Annotated in this window: 14 protein-coding genes; 10 read left to right on the top strand and 4 right to left on the bottom strand. The window is 67.7% G+C overall.

Translation table 11 applies throughout. The features are described 5' to 3' along the window. Positions 1 to 4: 4 nt before the first annotated feature. Positions 5 to 673 carry an HAD-IA family hydrolase gene (locus tag AB4Z46_RS25875; RefSeq protein WP_442286413.1) on the bottom strand — a complete coding sequence of 223 codons (669 nt, stop codon included), beginning with the start codon at positions 671 to 673 and terminating at the stop codon, positions 5 to 7. Then, entirely contained in the window at positions 666 to 1,715 is a 1,050-nt protein-coding gene (locus tag AB4Z46_RS25880; protein WP_442286414.1) for an RluA family pseudouridine synthase, read from the bottom strand. The genes AB4Z46_RS25875 and AB4Z46_RS25880 overlap by 8 nt, the downstream gene beginning before the upstream one ends. Before the next feature lie 535 nt (positions 1,716 to 2,250). Between AB4Z46_RS25880 and AB4Z46_RS25885 the strand changes: the two genes are divergently transcribed. From AB4Z46_RS25885 to AB4Z46_RS25930, 10 genes are all read left to right on the top strand, one after another. Continuing rightward, a complete protein-coding gene (locus tag AB4Z46_RS25885; protein WP_442286415.1) occupies positions 2,251 to 5,319 on the top strand; it encodes an Rne/Rng family ribonuclease in 3,069 nt (1,022 codons plus the stop codon). Between the two features lie 531 nt (positions 5,320 to 5,850). Continuing rightward, entirely contained in the window at positions 5,851 to 6,573 is a 723-nt protein-coding gene (locus AB4Z46_RS25890; protein ID WP_442286416.1) for a sugar transferase, read from the top strand. Next, a complete protein-coding gene (locus AB4Z46_RS25895) occupies positions 6,570 to 8,006 on the top strand; it encodes a mannose-1-phosphate guanylyltransferase/mannose-6-phosphate isomerase (RefSeq protein WP_442286417.1) in 1,437 nt (478 codons plus the stop codon). Before AB4Z46_RS25890 ends, AB4Z46_RS25895 begins: the two co-directional genes overlap by 4 nt. A gap of 31 nt (positions 8,007 to 8,037) precedes the next feature. Next, complete coding sequence (gene fcl / locus AB4Z46_RS25900; protein WP_442286418.1) at positions 8,038 to 9,003, top strand: GDP-L-fucose synthase; 966 nt, start codon at positions 8,038 to 8,040, stop codon at positions 9,001 to 9,003. A 26-nt stretch (positions 9,004 to 9,029) separates the two neighbouring features. Continuing rightward, complete coding sequence (locus AB4Z46_RS25905; RefSeq protein WP_442286419.1) at positions 9,030 to 9,998, top strand: hypothetical protein; 969 nt, start codon at positions 9,030 to 9,032, stop codon at positions 9,996 to 9,998. Beyond that, positions 9,995 to 10,648: an acyltransferase gene (locus AB4Z46_RS25910; protein ID WP_442286420.1), complete on the top strand. Its 654-nt coding sequence runs from the start codon at positions 9,995 to 9,997 to the stop codon at positions 10,646 to 10,648. Before AB4Z46_RS25905 ends, AB4Z46_RS25910 begins: the two co-directional genes overlap by 4 nt. Continuing rightward, entirely contained in the window at positions 10,645 to 11,829 is a 1,185-nt protein-coding gene (locus AB4Z46_RS25915; protein WP_442286421.1) for a glycosyltransferase, read from the top strand. The genes AB4Z46_RS25910 and AB4Z46_RS25915 overlap by 4 nt, the downstream gene beginning before the upstream one ends. Further along, entirely contained in the window at positions 11,826 to 13,175 is a 1,350-nt protein-coding gene (locus AB4Z46_RS25920) for a hypothetical protein (protein ID WP_442286422.1), read from the top strand. The genes AB4Z46_RS25915 and AB4Z46_RS25920 overlap by 4 nt, the downstream gene beginning before the upstream one ends. Beyond that, complete coding sequence (locus AB4Z46_RS25925; protein WP_442286423.1) at positions 13,172 to 14,395, top strand: glycosyltransferase; 1,224 nt, start codon at positions 13,172 to 13,174, stop codon at positions 14,393 to 14,395. Before AB4Z46_RS25920 ends, AB4Z46_RS25925 begins: the two co-directional genes overlap by 4 nt. Next, complete coding sequence (locus tag AB4Z46_RS25930; protein WP_442286424.1) at positions 14,392 to 15,615, top strand: glycosyltransferase WbuB; 1,224 nt, start codon at positions 14,392 to 14,394, stop codon at positions 15,613 to 15,615. Before AB4Z46_RS25925 ends, AB4Z46_RS25930 begins: the two co-directional genes overlap by 4 nt. A 129-nt stretch (positions 15,616 to 15,744) precedes the next feature. Here the strand turns inward: AB4Z46_RS25930 and AB4Z46_RS25935 are convergent, their stop codons facing one another. Continuing rightward, complete coding sequence (locus AB4Z46_RS25935; protein WP_442286425.1) at positions 15,745 to 17,994, bottom strand: polysaccharide biosynthesis tyrosine autokinase; 2,250 nt, start codon at positions 17,992 to 17,994, stop codon at positions 15,745 to 15,747. Further along, a complete protein-coding gene (locus AB4Z46_RS25940; protein WP_442286457.1) occupies positions 17,991 to 18,431 on the bottom strand; it encodes a low molecular weight protein-tyrosine-phosphatase in 441 nt (146 codons plus the stop codon). The genes AB4Z46_RS25935 and AB4Z46_RS25940 overlap by 4 nt, the downstream gene beginning before the upstream one ends. Between the last annotated feature and the right edge of the window lies 1 nt (position 18,432).

Consider the following 18,432-nt stretch of genomic DNA (forward strand, 5'->3'; position numbering starts at 1 on the left):
ATTGTCAGGCGTTGTCGACCAGCCAGCGCGACAGATCGGCCACCGAATGCGCGACGTGCAGCGGCGCCAGCGCGTCGAAATCGCCCGGCTCGTGGGCGCCATAGCTCACGCCGACGCTCGCGCAGCCCGCATTGATCGCGAGCTGCAGGTCGTGCGTGGTGTCGCCGATCATCAGCGTCCGGTCGGCCGGCACCTCGAGCTCGTCCATCAGCTCGAGCAGCATGCGCGGATGCGGCTTGCCGAAGGTCTCGTCGGCGGTGCGCGAGGCGTCGAAACGATCGCGCAGCGCGACCGTGGCCAGCGCCTCGTCGAGGCCGCGGCGCGACTTGCCGGTGGCGACGGCCAGCCTGTGGCCGCGCGCGCGCAGCGCGTCGAGCATCGGCAGCACGCCGTCGAACAGCACCAGGTCGTCCTTGCGCTGCAGGAAGTGGTAGCGGTAGCGGGCGCCCAGCTCGGCGTACTTCTCCTTCGGCACATCGGGCGCGGCGCGGGCGAGCGCCTCGGCGAGACCGAGGCCGATGACCCAGGCGGCGTCGTTTTCGCTCGGCCTGGCGCCGCCGACGTCGACCACGGCGGCCTGGATGCAGCGCACGATGAGCCGCGTGGAGTCGTAGAGGGTGCCGTCCCAATCGAAGGCGATCAGGTCGAAGCGGCGGGGTCGGATGTCAGTCATGGGCTTGGACGAAAGGATGGGCGGCGAGTGCATCGAGCGCGGCGAGGGGCATCAGCGCGTGCAGCTCGGGCGGCAGCTCGGCCTGCAGCGCGATGCGCTCGGCGCTCGCGGGATGGGTGAACTGGAGCCGCCAGGCGTGAAGGAACATGCGCTTGAGACCGAGCTTCTGCAGCGCCCGATTGCGCTCGAAAGCGCCGTATTTGTCGTCGCCGGCGATCGCATGGCCGGCCGAAGCCAGGTGGACCCGGATCTGGTGGGTGCGGCCGGTCTTGATGGTGACCGCCAGCAGCGAGAAGGTGGCGGGGTCGCCCGCAAGCGAGAAACGCGCCAGCACCTTCACCAGCGTGACCGCGCGCATGGCGTCAGGATGGTCCTTGGCGACCACGCGAACCCGCCGCTCCCCTTCGGCGGCTCCCGCGGCCGCGGGCAGCAGGTACTTGGCAAGCGGCGCGTCGAGCACCTTCCTGTTAGCCGGCCAGTTGCCCTCGACCAGCGCGAGATAGGTCTTGCCGGTCTCGCGCTCGCGAAACTGGTCCTGCAGCGCCGTCAACGCGCTGCGCTTCTTGGCCACCAGCAGGATGCCGGAGGTTTCGCGGTCGAGCCGGTGCACCAGCTCCAGGAAGCGCGCCGCGGGCCGCGCCCTGCGCAATTGCTCGATCACGCCGAAGCTCACGCCGCTGCCGCCGTGGACCGCAACGCCGGCGGGCTTGTCGATCGCCAGCAGGGCGTCGTCCTCGAGCAGCAGCGGGAATTCGCGCGCCGGTGCCGCCGGCGTCCCGCCCTCCTCCGACCGGGCCGCGACCCGGACCGGCGGCAGCCGCAGCACGTCACCCGCCGCCAGCCGCGACTCGGCCTGGGCGCGCCCCTTGTTGATGCGCACCTCGCCCGAACGGATGATCCGGTACACGTGGGTCTTGGGCACGCCCTTGAGATGGCGGAACAGGTAATTGTCCAGCCTTTGGCCGGCGGAATCCTCGTCGACCGTCAGAAAGCGAACTTCTGCCGCCGCGGGGGCCGGCTTCGCACCTATAATGTTTTTCACCAGCGCGGTCTTGTAAGTGCTTGATTAAACAGAAGTTTAGAGCACTGCAGGAAGCGCTGTGAGGTCGATGCCGCTTTGAGGCAGCGTCCGCAGGCCACGCGCAAGAGCGCAAGGCGGCGGCCCTGCTCCCGAGTCAAGCCGACGCCCACGAAACACCGATACGGAATACCCAGCCGGCAGGCTCCAAGCTGCCGGCGGATCGAAGCGAGTACCTTGTGTTGATGCTGCTGATTCAACTGATCCTGCGCTGGCTGATGCCGGCGAGCACAGGCATTGAATCGCCAGAAGTGCGCGCCACAACTGCGCCAACCGCTATAAAAAAGATAGCGAATCGACATCCTCTCGGGCTCGCCCCCATCCATGCGCCCCCACCCCGTCTGACATCGAGCTGACACTCGATGCGGTCATCCGCGCTCGCGCGGCGACCCCAGCAGCCTGGGCCGAGCGGCAATTCCTTCGTTTCGCGCGACGTCGTCCGTGCATCGTTAGGTCCGTCATGGACCGGTAGAACGATATGAACTAAGGACAACGCATCATGAAGCGGATGCTGATCAACGCCACGCAGGCCGAAGAACGCCGCCTGGCCATCGTCGACGGGCAAAAGCTCCTCGACTACGAAATCGAGATCGAAGGGCGCGAACAGCGCAAGGGCAACATCTACAAGGCGGTCGTGACGCGGGTCGAACCCTCGCTCGAAGCCTGCTTCGTCGACTACGGCGAGGACCGCCACGGCTTCCTGCCGTTCAAGGAAATCTCCAAGCAGTATTTCGCCGAAGGCGTCTCCGCCAGCCAGGCGCGGATCCAGGACGCGATCCGCGAAGGCCAGGAACTGGTCGTGCAGGTCGAGAAGGAAGAACGCGGCAACAAGGGCGCGGCGCTCACGACCTTCATCTCGCTGGCCGGCCGCTATGTCGTGCTGATGCCGAACAACCCGCGCGGCGGCGGCGTCAGCCGGCGCATCGAGGGCGACGACCGGGCCGAGCTCAAGGAAGCGATGGACCAGCTCGAGTACCCGAAGGGCATGAGCATCATCGCGCGCACCGCCGGCATCGGCCGCTCCGCGCCCGAGTTGCAATGGGACCTGAACTACCTGCTCAAGCTCTGGACCGCCATCGACGGCGCCGCCAAGGGCGCCAAGGGCGCCTTCCTGATCTATCAGGAGTCCTCGCTGGTGATCCGCGCGATCCGTGACTATTTCAATCACGACATCGGCGACATCCTGATCGACACCGACGACATCTACGACCAGGCGCAGCAGTTCATGGCGCACGTGATGCCCGAGCATGCGGCGCGCGTGAAGCGCTACCGCGACGACGCGGCGCTGTTCAGCCGCTTCCAGATCGAGCACCAGATCGAATCGGCCTATGCCCGCACGGTGCAGCTGCCCAGCGGCGGCGCGATCGTGATCGACCACACCGAGGCGCTGGTCTCGGTCGACGTCAACTCGGCGCGCGCCATCAAGGGCGGCGACATCGAGGAAACGGCCACCCGCACCAACCTCGAAGCGGCCGACGAAGTGGCGCGCCAGATGCGCCTGCGCGACCTCGGCGGCCTGATCGTGATCGACTTCATCGACATGGACGAGTCGAAGAACCGCCGCGAGGTCGAAAGCCGCCTGCGCGATGCGCTGCGGCAAGACCGCGCCCGGGTGCAGTTCGGCTCGATCAGCAAGTTCGGCCTGATGGAAATGAGCCGCCAGCGCCTGAAGCCGGCACTCAGCGAAGGTTCGTCGATCCCCTGCCCGCGCTGCGGCGGCTCGGGCCACATCCGCGACACCGAATCGAGCGCGCTGCAGATCCTGCGCATCATTCAGGAAGAGTCGATGAAGGACAACACGGCCGCCGTGCATGTCCAGGTGCCGGTCGAAGTGGCCTCGTTCCTGCTGAACGAGAAGCGCCCCGAAATCGCCAAGATCGAACTCAAGCAGCGCGTGACCGTGCTGATGGTGCCGAACAAGACGCTCGAGACGCCCAACTACCGCCTCGAACGCCTGAAGCACGACGACCCGCGCCTCGACCACATCGAGGCCAGCTACAAGATGGCCGACGAGATCGAAGATCCGACCTCGGTCACGCGCCGTTCGCAGGAGCCGACCAACAAGCAGACGCCGGTGATCAAGGGCGTGCTGCCCGACGCGCCGGCGCCGGTCGCGGTGCCCAAGCCGGAAGCGGTGCGCCCGCCGGTGGCGGCCCCCGCACCGGCACCGGTCGCGCCCGTGGCGGTCCCTGCCAAATCGGCCGAATCCGGCCTCTTCGGCTGGATCAAGAGCCTGTTCGGCGCCACGCCGGCACCGGCGCCGGTACCGGTGGTGATTCCGGTGGAGGCGCCGAAACCGCGCCGCGAAGGACGCGATGGCCGGGGCGGACGCGACGGCGAAGGCGCCCGTACGGCACGTGACGGCGAGCAGCGTCGTGGCGGCCGAGGCGAAGGCCGTGGCGGCCGCGACGGCGAAAGCCGCGGCGGCGAACGCCGTGGCGGTCGCTCGGGCGAACGCCGGGACGGCGAACGCCGCGAAGGGCGCGAGGCCCGCGGCGAAGCCCGCACCGACAACCAGGTGCGCGAGGCGCGCGAACCGCGAGAGCCGCGCGAAGCCCGCGCTCCCCGCGACGGCGAGCGTCGCGGTCGCGGCGAGCGCCGCGACGGCGAAGCCCGCCAGGCGCCGGCCGAGCACGCCGACCTCCAGCTCGACAACCAGGCGCTGGCGTCGGATCCGGCGGTGAACGACGTGGCAGCCGGCCCGTCGGAGCGCGCTCCGCGCGGACGCGGCGAGCGCCGGGAACGCGGCGAACGCGGTGGCGAAGGCACGCGCGAACGCAACGCCGAGACGGTCCGCGAAGCCCAGGGCGACGCAGCGCAGGAAGGCGCGTCGAACGAACGTGGCGCACGCAGCGGTCGCGGCGAAGACCGCCCCCCGCGCGCTGAACGCGGCGAGGGCCGCCGCGAGCGGCGCAGCGACGGCCCGGCGCGCCCCGCCGAGGCGGGCACCCCGGACGCCCCGATGCCGGAAGCCGGCGCCGTCGACGCCCCTGTCGTCGAGGCCGGCGCCCCCGGCGACGACCAGGGCGTCGAAGCGGCGCCGCGCCGCGACGGCGACGAACGCCGCGGCCGCTCACGCGACCGCTTCGGCCGCGATCGGCGCGAGCGCGGCCCGCGTGAAGACGCCGGGGAAGCGAACCTCGCCAGCCCCGACGCCGCCACGGCACCGGTCGAAGCCGTGGAGCGCGCCGTCCAGCCGGACGCGCCGTCGGTGCCTGTTCGTGCGCAGCGTCCGGTCGAAGCCCCGGTGGTGCCCATCGCGGTCCAGGCCAAGGCCCCTTCCGCGCGGGCGCTGCCGAAGGTCCAGCCCTTCGAGCTGCCGCTCGACGAACTCGCCCAGGTGGCCGAAGGCTCGGGCCTCCACTGGGTCAATTCGGACGCCGACCGCGTCGCCGAGGTTCGCGCCGCCATCGCGGCCGAGCCCAAGCCCGTGCATGTGCCCCGCGAGCGCCCGCCGGCGATCGTGATCGACGACGGTCCGCTGGTGCTGGTGGAAACCCGCCGCGACCTGGGATCGATGGCGCTGCCCTTCGAAGAGGCTGCGCGCGGCACGAACGCCTCGCATTGAGGCCACGGGGAGGCGCAATGCCTCCCCGTCTCTTCCCCAGGGTCCCAGGGCAGCATCCGCCCGCGCGGCGGTCCCGCCGCCCGTCCCTTGAGGCCGCCACTCGCGCGGCCCTCTCCTCCCCCACTCCGACACCACTCGCGTCCGAGGCCCCCCACGGCCCGGCGCCGGCCTGAGCGCAGCTGAACGCGTCGCCGATGACGGGGGCGGCCCGGAAAGGGTCAGCCCAACGACAACTTCGGTACTAATTCTCGAAATCCCAATCGGCGTGTGCAAACAACACCCGGGCACCCGTTCGCATTTACATATTGTTATACAAAAGGACTACACTGCTACGACGGATGTTGCGGTGCACCAAGGTGGCTCATTGGGCTGCTGACAGAGGGGGGCAGCCTACGCCGTTTGGCGGACGATGTACGGCTTTTGTTGACACGACACGGGCTGCGACATATGTTCAAATTCTTGCCGATAGTAGTAAAGCGTTACACTGCCACGCTCAAGTTTGAGGCAGCACCCGACACGGGGGGATTTCAGATGTTTCGTACCGATTCGACCGCCAGCGGCAACGTCGTCCGACGCTTTTCCCCGGACGGCGGCGGCCCGTCCGTACCACCCGTTCAGGCGCGGCCGCGCCGCCTGTCCCTCTTCGAGCGCATCGTGAAGCGCTCCCTGGACATCGTCGGGGCCTTGTTCTTTTTCGCTGTCTTCGGGCCGCTCTACCTGCTGGTTGCCCTGGGTGTGCTCATCAGCATGGGACGCCCGGTTCATTTCTGGCAGACCCGGCTCGGCGAGCGCGGGCAACGCTTCCGTTTCTACAAGTTCCGCTCGATGGTGCGCAACTCGGACGACGTGCTGGACGAGTTCCTGAGCCGCAGCGACATGGCACGCACCGAATGGGACACCTTCCAGAAGCTGGAAAAGGACCCCCGCATTACGCCGATCGGCCAGTTCATCCGCAAGCTGAGCCTGGACGAGTTGCCGCAGTTCTGGAACGTCCTCAAGGGCGACATGAGCCTGGTCGGCCCGCGCCCCTGCATGGAGCGCCAGCGCAGCCTGTACGGACGGGGCTGGGAGCACTACTGCGCGATGCGCCCGGGGATCACCGGCCTGTGGCAGGTCAGCGGGCGCAACCGGCTCTCTTACGCCCGTCGGGTCGAGCTCGACGTGGAGTACGTGAGCAACTGGTCCCTGTGGCTCGACGTCAAGATCCTGCTGAAGACCGTTCGCGCCGTGATCACCGGTGAGGGTTCGAAGTGACACAGATCCAGCCGGTCGTTCTCTGCGGTGGAAGCGGCACCCGGCTCTGGCCGCTGTCGCGCAAGACCCTGCCCAAGCAATTCGCCCCGCTGGTGGGCAACAAGAGCCTGCTGCTGCTCACGCTCGAGCGGCTGCGCCCGCTCAACCCGGAAGTGACCTGCGTGGCGGCGGAGGAGCATCGCTTCCTGGTCCAGGAAGGCATCGACGCGGCCCACGTGAGCGGCAAGCAGTTGCTTGAGCCGATCGCGCGCAACACCGCCGCCGCGATGTCGGCGGTGGCCCTTCTGGCCGACCCGGAGCAGCTGCTGCTGTTCGCGCCCGCCGACCACCATATTCCGGAACCGGAGCGATTCGTCGCCACCATCCTGAAGGGCGTGCCGGCGGCGATGGCGGGATACCTCGTGACCTTCGGCGTGGAACCTTCCTTTCCCAGCACCGCTTACGGCTACATCCGCCAGGGCGAGAAGCTCGATGCCGCGCTGGGCGAGGAGGCAGGCCATGCGGTCGCGGCCTTCATCGAAAAGCCGACGGTGGACCGCGCCGAGCAGTTCCTGCTCGAAGGCGGCCACCTCTGGAATGCCGGCATCCTGCTCGTCCAGGCGAAGGTGCTGATCGCGGCGCTGCAAGAGCATGCCCCGGACATCCTCGACAGCTGCAGGCTCGCCACTGCCACCATCGAAACCGATGGCGCCTTCCTCCGGATGGACAGTGCCGCGTTCAGCCGCTGCCGCAGCCAGAGCATCGACTATGCGGTGCTCGAGAAATGCGACCGGGTCGCCGTCATTCCGTTCCAAGGCCGCTGGAGCGACGTGGGCAGCTGGAATGCGGTCGCCGACCTCCATGACACCGATGCCAATGGCAACCGAATCAGCGGCCAGGGCTTCGCGATGGGAGCGACCAACACCTTCATCCATGCACCCAGCCGGCCGGTGGTGGCCCTGGGCACCAAGGATCTCCTGGTGGTCGACACGCCCGACGCGCTGCTGGTCGTGCACCGCGAGTGCGCGGAACAGGTCAAGGACGTGGTCGCGCTGCTGACCACGCACGGTCACAGCCAGGCCACCCGGCACCGCCGCATTCCAAGACCCTGGGGCGCCTACGACAGCATCGACGACGGCGAGCGCTTCGCGGTCAAGCGCCTGACGGTGAAGCCGGGCGCGCGCCTGACCTTGCGGATGCATCACCATCGTGCCGAGCACTGGGTGATCGTCAAGGGGACGGCGCGCGTGGTGTGCGACGACAAGACCGTGCTGGTCAAGGAAAACGAATCGATCTACATCCCCGTGGGTGCGGTCTATCGGCTGGAGAATGTCGGCAAGACCGCACTGGAAGTCATCGAAGTCCAGACCGGCGGCTACCTGGGCGAAGACGACATCGTGCGCTTCGCCGATGGCGAGGCGCCCGTCGTCGGCAGTGCAAGATTGCTCGCCTGACTTTTCCAACCGGCGACAAGGCCTTATTTCAATGAACGAGTTGCAGAAGCGGATTTTCGTCGCCGGCCATCGCGGCATGGTTGGAAGCGCCATCGTGCGTTGCCTGGAAGCGCAGGGCTATACCCACATCATCGCCAGGAGCCGTTCGGAACTCGATCTGACGGACCAGGCGCAGGTGCGGGCCTTCTTCGCCGAAGAGAGGCCCCAGGAGGTGTACGTCGCCGCCGCGAAGGTTGGCGGCATCCATGCCAACAACAGCTTTCCGGCCGAATTCATCTACTCGAACCTGATGGTCGAGGCCAATCTGATCCACGAATCCTGGCGCACCGGCGTCGGCAAGCTGCTGTTCCTCGGGTCGAGCTGCATCTACCCGCGCCTCGCGCAACAGCCCATGTCGGAGGACGCGCTCCTGACCGGCAAGCTGGAACCGACCAACGAGCCCTATGCGGTCGCCAAGATCGCCGGCATCAAGCTGTGCGAGAGCTACAACCGCCAGTACGGCTGCGACTTCCGCAGCGTGATGCCGACCAACCTCTATGGCCCGGGCGACAACTACCACCCCGAGAACAGCCATGTGCTGCCGGCGATGATCCGGCGCTTCCATGAGGCGAAGGCCAGCGATGCGCCGGCGGTCGTCATCTGGGGCACCGGCTCGCCCAAGCGCGAATTCCTCTACGTCGACGACATGGCGCGCGCCTGCGTCCACGTGATGGACCTGCCGCGGGAGGTCTACGCGGCGCATACCGACGTGATGGCCAGCCACATCAATGTGGGCACCGGCGAGGACCTGTCGATCGCCGAACTCGCGCAACTGGTGAGCGAGGTGGTGGGCTACCGGGGCAGCATCCGCTACGACACCAGCAAGCCCGATGGCGCGCCGCGCAAGCTGCTCGACATTTCGCGGATCCGCCAGCTCGGATGGAAACCGGATGTGGCGTTGCGTGACGGTATTGCCAACGCCTACGAAGAATTCTGCAGCGAAATGCCGGTTGCTTGAAGAGCGCCGTACGGGCCGTTCCAACCATGCGCGCTTCCTTCCTTTCCCTCGTTCCGCCGGGCTCCGGCGGCGTTCGGGACTATGCGACCGTGATCGGGAACGCGCTCCAGTCCCCGCCCCTGGAAATGACCCGGATGACCGACGTCTCGTCGCTTTCGGGCGACTGCCTGCTGCTGCACTTCAGCGGCTACGGCTTCCAGAAACGCGGCGTGCCGCTCTGGCTGGTCGAGCATATGCGCAGCCTGCGCACGCGCTTCCGGGCATTCGGCGTGGTGTTCCATGAGCTGTTCGCTTCCAGCCCGCCCTGGGGCTCCGCGTTCTGGCTCGGCGCCTGGCAAAAGCGGATCGCCAGGGAACTGCTCGATCTTTCGGATTTCTGGTTGACCAACCGGGAGGAGTCCGGTCGCTGGCTGCTGGCTCGGCGCGACACCATGCCGCACCGCGTGCTACCCGTTATTTCGAATGTGGGAGAGCCGGCTTCGATCGACACCGACAGGGCGCCGCACCTGGTCGTCTTCGGCAGCCCCGGGGTGCGCGCCAACGTCTACCAATGGGCCGGCGGCGAAGTGTTCGACCGTGCACGACGCAAGGGCCTGGTCATCCACGACATCGGTCCGCCGTTGCAGGACGCTTCGCTGGCGCAGCGGCTGGTCCGGGAGAACGCTGTGGTGCACGGGAAACTGGCGGCGCAGGAGGTCAGCCAGGCCCTCTCCGGCGCCAGCTACGGCGCCCTCTCCTATCCCATCGACTACGCGTCCAAGAGCGGCGTGCTTGCCGCCTACAGCGCCCACGGCGTCTGCCCGATCCTGCTCTGGAACGACGACCGGCCGCACGATGGACTGGTCGCCAACGTCAACTACGTGGCCGGTTTCGAGGCGCTCGAGAACATCGACGCGCGCGCCGTCGGCCGCCAGGCGCGCAGGTGGTATGAACCGCATTGCGTGGAAGCCCATGTTGCCGCCTTGAGGACCATGAGCGGCGAGGCTCGCAGATGAGCGACATCCGCTACCTGTGGACGTCACGCGAACGGCCGGCACCGGGGTCCCGGCGCTGGTTCGTCGTTTGGGCCAAGCGGGCGCTGCATTTCCGCGCGCTGCTCAAGATCATCCTGGCGAGGCGCAGCTTCCGCGTGCGCGGGGCGCAGGTGGGCGAACTGTCGATCCTCGACCGCTTCGAACTCAAGGGCACGGCCGCCAACCTGAGCGTCGGCGAACACAGCTTCATCTCGGGGTCTTCGGAGATCGTCGCGCTCGATCAGGTCCACATCGGCTCGCGCGTCGTGATCAACGACCGGGTCAGCATTCTCACGGCGAGTCACCATGTCGGAGATCCGGGCTGGCGATCCTTCAGGAAGCCCGTGCGCATCGAGGACTACGCCTGGATCGCCGTCGGCGCGACCATCCTGCCGGGTGTCACGATCGGCTACGGCGCGGTCGTGGGCGCGGGCGCAGTGGTTGCGAAGGATGTGCCGCCGCTGGCGGTGGCCACCGGCAACCCGGCCGTGGTTCGCTTGAACGCGCGCCCCGCCGACCTCTGCTACGACCCGGTGGCCCTGCTGCCGCCGTTCGAGGCCTGGATCGGCCGCCGCGCGGATCCGGCGAGTCCGTCGAATCCGCCCATGCACGGCCTCGAGCCGCGGCCATGACCATGGTGCTGGTCACGCATCCCGGGCTGCAGCACTCGCATCAGCTCGCCCTCGCGCTGCACGAGCGTTCGCTGCTGCAGTCTTTCTGGTCCGGCGTGCCGGTCGTGGCGGACGGCGAAGCGCCGCCGTGGTGGCTGCCCGCCGGCTACCGCGACAAGGTCCGCAAGGTCGAGATTCCCCGCTCGCTGCGACGTCATCCGGCCCGCTTCCAACTGGCCCTGAGGATGTCGGGCTCGATCGTCAGGCTCGGCGTTCCGGGTTCGGACATCGTGCACCGCGTTTTCCACTGGTTCGACCACTGGGCCGCGCAGCAGATACGCCAGTTCAGGCCCAAAGTCGTCGTCGCCTACGAAAACGCGGCCTACCACACGTTCCAGGCCGCCAAGTCGGTCGGTGCGCGCTGCGTGCTGGACGCCGCCGCCTTCCACCACCGGACCGCCGCCCGGCTGCTGGGCGCGAGCGATACGCCTTACACGCCCGAGATCAATCGCCGCAAGGACGAGGAGGTCCGGTTGGCCGACCTGATCCTGACATGCTCTCCGCTGGCGGCGGAAAGCTACACGGCCAACGGCGTGCCGGAAGACAAGATCCGGCCCATGATGCTCGGTGCCGAGTTGCCGCCCGACGTGCCGGCCTGGCAGGCCCACGGCGGTCCGCCGCGCTTCGTCTTCGCCGGCGCGCTGAGCCGGCTGAAGTCGATCGACAGCATCGTTGCCGCCTTTCGCCGGCTGCATGCCGAGGGCATCGCCTACGAGCTGGAGTTCGTCGGCGGCGTCGCCGACGACGCGTTGCTGCGCGCCGTGCTTGCCACGCCCAACACGCGCCACACGCCCAGCGTGCCGCAGGGCAAGTTGTTCTCGATCCTCGCGCGTGCCGACTGCCTGCTGCTGCCCTCGCGCTTCGATTCGTTCGGCATGGTGGTCGCCGAGGCGATGGCTTGCGGAACGCCTGCCGTGGTCTCGACGAATACCGGCGCCAAGGCGATGATCGAGGCTTTTCCAGGCAGCGGCTGGATCGTTGAGCCGGAAGTGGAACCGCTGCATGCGCTGCTGCGGCAACTGGCTCGCAGGCCGGAGCAGTTGCAGTCCGCGCGGGCGATCGCGCGGCAGTCCGGAGAAGCATTCTCGTGGGCCAGCTATCGAAGCCGCGCCGGCGAGTTGTTCGAGGAATTTGTTCAATGAGTACGGTTGCTTCCCATACCCATACCCATGCACCGGCACGAAGGTCGACGCTGACCCGTGCCGGCAAGGCCTTCATCGCGGTGTTCCTGATCATCGTGCTGGAAGGCGCCGTGCGGAAATGGGTGAGCTCGGCGGCCACGCTGCCGATGCTCCTGATGCGCGACGTGCTCGCGATCTACGTGATCGCCTATGCCCTTCGAAATGGCGCGCTGCAGCGCCAGAAGGGCATCACCCAGGCTTTGCTGGTGTGGTCCTGCCTGGTCGTTGCCTGGGGCCTGATGCAGCTGGTCGCCGGCGCGAGTTCGCCCACCGTGCTGCTGATCGGGCTGCGCTTCTGGCTGTTGTACATATGGTTCGGCGTGGCGGCTGCCGCCGCGATGAACGAAGCCGACTATCGGGCCGCGATGCGGGTGGCCGCCTGGACCTTGCTGCTGATGACGCCGCTGGTCGTGCTGCAGCATTTCTCGCCGCCGGGCGCGCGCATCAACAGCCAGGTCGATGGCGACGAGACCGGCGTCTTCCTGGTGATCGCCGATGTCGTCCGGACCACCGGCACTTTCAGTTTCACGGCCGGCTACACCACCTACCTGGCGCTCATGACGCCGCTGGTGTTCGCGTATGCCGCGGCGCGCAAGCGGAACGGGCGGCAGAACCTGTTCGCAATGGCACTGTTCGGCGCCTTCATCGTCTCGAGCATGGTGAGCGGCTCGCGCACCGCCGTCACCCTGTCCGGCCTGATGGTCGCGGGCTACTTCGTCGGCCGGCTCTGGCTGGCGCGCGGCAAGGCCAAGGTCCGGGCCGCCGTGGGCGTCGTTGCAGGACTCTTGCTGCTCGCGGTGCTGCTCTATGCCTTCCGCGGTGCGATCGAGATCACCGAGCAGCGTTTCCAGGAGGCCTCCGAGGTCGAGGGCTTCTGGGGCCGCGTGCTGATGATCTTCATCGGCCAATCCGTTGCATACGACCAGTTCACCTGGCTGGGCTCCGGCATCGGCCTGGGCTCGAACCTCGCGACCTTTGCGCGCACCGGCAGCACCGGCGACTTCGCGCTGGCCGAAGTCGAGGCCAGCCGGATCCTGCTCGAAGGCGGCCTGATCGGCTACGTGTTCACCGCGTTCAAGGTGGCGGTCGTCGTCGCGGGCGTCAGCAAGAGCTTGAAGCTGTCCTTCCGCCTGCATTCGGTCTATCCGATCCTGCTGTGGATGGTCGTGTCGCTCGCCATCCTCACCTGGTCGGCCATCGGCCAACTGTCCGCCCACGGGCTGCTGGGCATCATGCTGGCTTTCGGCCTGCTCGTATTCCGGCATCCCACGGTCGAGTTCTTTCCCCCTCGCAATCCATCGGCGTGAGACTGCTACATCTGATTTCCTCGGTCGATCCTCGCGGAGGCGGACCGATCGAAGGCGTGCTTCGGATCCACGAAGCCCTCGTCGCACTCGGCCACGAGAGCGAGTTGCTGTCGCTGGACGATCCGGCGTCGGCCTGGGTTCGCGAGTGTCCGGTGCCGCTTCACGCCGTGGGACCGTCGCGCACCAGCTACATGTACAACGCGAACGCCGTGGCGTGGCTGCGCGAGCATGCAGCCCGCTATGACGCGGTGATCGTGAATGGTCTTTGGCAATACGCCGGCTTCGCCGCCTGGCGTGCGCTGCATTCGTCGACCACGCCCTATTTCGTCTACACCCACGGGATGCTCGACCCGTGGTTCAAGCGGCGCTATCCGCTCAAGCACCTGAAGAAGTGGCTGTACTGGCCCTGGGCCGAGTACCGCGTGCTGCGCGACGCCGCTGCAGTGATCTTCACCTGCGAGGAAGAACGCCTTCTGGCGCGCCAATCCTTCTGGCTCTACCGTGCCCGGGAAGTCGTCGGCTCGTACGGCACCTCCGAGCCGCCTGCGGACGCGGCGGCACTGACCGAGGTTTTCCTGAACCGCTTTCCCGAGCTTCGGGGCAAGCGATCGCTGCTCTATCTCGGGCGTGTCCACGAGAAGAAAGGCGGCGATCTCCTGATCGACGCATTTGCCCGCGTCGCGGCCGATGCGCCCGAACTGCAACTGGTCATGGCCGGGCCCGGCGACGAGGGCCTGGTGCAGCGGCTCGCAAGCCGTGCCGCGGAGCTCGGCATTTCGGCGCGCATCACCTGGACCGGGATGCTGCTGGGCGACCTCAAATGGGGCGCCTTCCATGCGGCGGATGTGTTCTGTCTCCCATCGCACCAGGAGAACTTCGGCATCGCTGTGGTGGAGGCGCTGGCCTGCGGCAAGCCCGTGCTGATCAGCGACAAGGTGAACATCTGGCGCGAGATCGAACAGGACGGCGCAGGCCTGGTGGCCCCGGACACGCTGGCCGGCACGATCGACACCCTGCAGCGCTGGCTGGCGCTGACGCCGGCGGCGGTGGCGGCCATGCGCGTCGCGGCGCGGCGTTCGTTCCGGGATCGTTTCCAGGTCGGGCAGGTCGCGGAAACGCTGGTCCGGATCATCGGCGAACATACGCCGGGGTCAGGCGTCGCCTCGACACCGTCAAGACCGCGCCGAACCGGCGCCGGAACGCTGCCCGAGGGTCAATGAAGCTTCTTGTCTACGGAATCAATTTCGCGCCGGAACTGACCGGCATCGGCAAATACACAGGCGAGATGGTTGCCTGGCTCGCGGCCAGGGGGCATGAGGTGCGGGTGGTGACGGCGCCGCCCTACTACCCGGATTGGGCGGTCCGGCCCGGCTACAAGGGCTCTCGCTACGCCCGCGAGGAGTGGCATGGCGCCACCGTGTTCCGCGCGCCGTTGTGGGTACCGCGCAAGGTGACCGGACTGAAGAGGCTGGTTCACCTGGCCAGCTTCGCGCTCTCGAGTGTTCCCGCGCTGCTCGCGCAGTGGCGCTGGAAGCCCGACGTCGTGTGGGTGACCGAACCGCCGCTGTTCTGTTCGCCGGCGGCGCTGGCTTTCGCGCGCCTGCGCTCGGCGAAGGCATGGCTGCACATCCAGGACTACGAGGTGGATGCCGCCTTCGAGCTCGGCCTGCTCAAGGGCGCCGGCGTGCGATCGTTCGCTGCCGCGGTCGAGCGCGGCCTGATGCGGCGGTTCGACCGCATCTCGACGATCTCCCCGCGCATGATGGAGCGTGCGAGCCGCAAAGGCACGGAGGATGAACGGCTGATCTCGCTGCCGAACTGGGCCGACGTGTCGGCCGTGCAGCCCCTGCGGGCGGCGAGTCCCTATCGGGCGGAACTGGGCATCCGGCCCGAGACCGTCGTGGCACTCTATTCGGGCAACACGGGCGCCAAGCAGGGTCTGGAACTGCTGGCCGAGATGGCCGGCATGCTGCAGCACCAGCCCAACCTCGAGTTCGTGTTCTGCGGCAATGGCGCCGGGCGCGCCGACCTGATGCGGCGCTGCGAGAAGCTCCCGAACGTGCGCTTCCTCGACTTGCAGCCGGTCGGCCGCCTGGGCGATCTGCTCGGCCTTGCCGACATCCACCTGCTGCCGCAGCGCGCGGACGCCGCCGATCTCGTGATGCCTTCCAAGCTCACCGGCATGCTCAGCAGCGGCCGACCGGTGGTCGCCGGCGCAAGAGCCGAAACGGAGCTCGGCAAGGTGGCCGCCCAGTGCGGCCTGGCCGTCCCCCCGGACAACGCCCGCGCCTTCGCCGATGCGGTGCTCCAACTCGCCTCCCAACCTGCTTTGCGCGCGGAACTCGGCCTGCGCGCCCGCGCCTTCGCCGAAGCCCACTTCGACCGCGACGCCGTCCTCGCGCAATTCGAACGCGACCTCCAGTCCTGCCTGAAAAGCTGAAAGGCCGGCGAAGCCCGGCCTTGTTCGCGAAACACCGCGGAACCGGCTTTGCCGGGCCGCTGGTGTTGCCCCCGGTAGGGGGTGGGCGCCCGGACACGCAGTGCCGGGCAACCTGGGGGCGAGCAACAGCTACTGCTCTTCGGGCAGGATGCTCTCGTAGTTGTAGTTGGTGTAGCGGTAGCGGCCATACTTGTAGGGCGCATAGCCCCTGCGGCGCACGTTCATGCCGTTGAGCAGCACGCCGGTGGCCGCCTTGCCGCCCATCGCGAGACGCCGTGTGCTTTCCTTCAGCTCACCCATCGTGGACTGTTCGGCGCGTGCCACCAGCAGCACGGTGCCCACGTGCGTGGCCACCGTGCTCGTGTCGGCGGCGACCAGCACCGGCGGCGCGTCGATGACCACCAGGTCGTACTGGTCGGACAAGCGCTCGAGGTTCGACTTGAACGAGTCCGAGATCAGCAGTTCGGCCGGATTCGGCGGCAACTGCCCGGTGGCCAGGAAGTCCAGGTTGGGCACCACCTGACGGTGGACGGTCTGCTGCACCGTCAAGCTGCCGGCGATCAATTCCGACAGGCCGCCGTGACGCTGCAGGCCGAAATACTGGTGCGTGTGGCCGCGCCGCAGATCGGCATCGATCAACAGGGTCCGCTTGCCGGCGGCTGCCATCAGCGCGGCGAAGTTGGCGGCCACGAAGCTCTTGCCGACGCCCGGCGTGGGCCCGGTAATCAGCACGCGGTTGTTCGGCGACTCCAGCATGGCGAACTGCATCGCGGTGCGCAGGCTGCGCAGGCTCTCGACGGCGGGGTCGTCGGTCTTTTCGATCGTCAGCAGACGCACGCCGGTGGCGCCGCTCAAGCGCCGCTTGGCGATGGCATCCTGGGCCGGACTCAGCGGAATGGTCGAGAACACAGGCAGGCCGATGTCGGCCTCGACCTCGTGCGGATCGCGGATGCGCTGCTCCACGAACGCATTGCGCAGGAAGGCCGCGCAGACGCCGCTGAACAGGCCCAGGGCCAGGGCCGCAGCCATGATGACCGTCCGGTTCGGCTTGATCGGGAACATCGGCAGCACGGCCTCATCGAGCACGCGGACGTTGCCGACCTTGCCTTCCTTCACCAGGCGAAGCTGCAGCGCATTGTTGAGCAGCGACTGGTAGAGCTCGGTGTTCACCTTGACATCGCGCTCCATGCGCACCGCTTCCTGCTGGATCGCGGGCAAGCCCTTGATCCGCGTCTGGATTGCGGTGATGTCGGTCTTCAGCGCCGCAATCTGCGCGTCCAGCGTCTGGACCAGCGGATGGTTGGAGGTGAAGCGCGCTTCGAGTTCGCGCCGGCGCTGCTGGGCCTCCAGCAGCTTGGTCTGGCGATCGACGGCCTGGCCCAGGATCATGGTCGCTTCTTCGGAGAACGCCACCGTTCCCTTCTGGTTGCGATAGCGGTTGTAGACCTCTTCGGCGGCCTCCATCTGACGCTTGAACAGCGGCAGCTGGACGTCGAGGAACGCCAGCGTCTTCTGCGCTTCCGCCGCCTTGCGCTCGACGTTCTGCTGCACGTACTGCTCGCCCACGGCGTTCAGCACCCGTTGCACCCGGTTGGGATCGATGTCCTGCAGCGCGACGTTGATGATGCCGGACGCCTTGCCCCGCTCGCTCAGCTGGAGGCCGGCCTGGAGCCCGAGGGTGGTCGGCAGCTTGGGCAGATGCATCAGGTTGAACTCGGCGCCCGGTTTGCCGTACAGCGCGCTCACCTTGAGCGCGAGCGGCCCGGCGGGGGTCTGCGCCTTCAGGAGGGTGCCAACCGTGCCGGTCAGAGGCTCAGGCAGCGAGGAGGCCGACAGCGTGTACTGCCCGTCGCCCTTGGCCGTTACCACGAAGGATGTCCCCTCCATCGCCTGCGGGACATCGAACTGGGCCACGTCGATCCTTTCCGTGCCCGACACATAGCCGCCGAAGCCCAGGAAGCCCGGGTCCGACAGGCCGCTCGCCCGCCGCGCCAGCCAGCCGCCGATATAGGGCACATAGCGCGGGCCGGCCACGACGTCGAGCTTGATCGCCTCGACGACCTTGCCGGCGATCATGCGCGAGCGGATGATTTCCATTTCGGCGCTGCCCGGCGTCTTGACGTCGAACAGCCCGCCGACGTCGCTGAGGACACCCTTGCCGGTGTCCGGGCTCTCCACCTGGATCACCATGTTGGACTCGTAGACCGGCCGCTGGAGGAACGCATACACCACGCCGCCGAGGAACACGACCAGGGTCACGAAGGCGATCAGCCACTTGTTCGCGACGAGCACCTCGAGGTAGTGCCCGACGTCGAAATCCTCCTCGTCCGACGTGCCGAAGGAACTTGGATTGGATTTGGGAGTGAGAGAGGAATTCATCGGCTGGATACTCTTGAAATGCGTTTGACCCATTGCTGGGTGCCGTCTTCGATGAGCGTCAGCGACCGCTCGAAAGAAGCGCGGCCGGCCCGGTAGGGGTCCGGCACGTCCTGATCGCTGAACTCACAGAGACGAAATACCTTGCCGGAGGCAAATAGATAGAGCTCCTCGACCGCGCGGCGCTGCTGGCCGTCCATCACGAGGATCAGGTCGGCGCGCTGGCAGGCATCGAGGCTGATCTGCCGCGCGCGGTGGCCTTCGATGGGGATGCCGCGCTCCTGCATCAGTTCGCACGCAATGGCGTCCGCGGGCTCACCCACCAGGGCGCCGAGGCCGGCGGATGCGACTTGCGCGTCCGGCAGGGCCGCGGCGAGCAAGCCTTCGGCCATCGGGCTGCGGCAGATGTTTCCGATGCACACGACGAGGATGTTCCGGATG

Source organism: Variovorax sp. M-6, assembly GCF_052114385.1.
In the GTDB taxonomy this organism is placed as follows: Bacteria; Pseudomonadota; Gammaproteobacteria; order Burkholderiales; family Burkholderiaceae_C; genus Variovorax.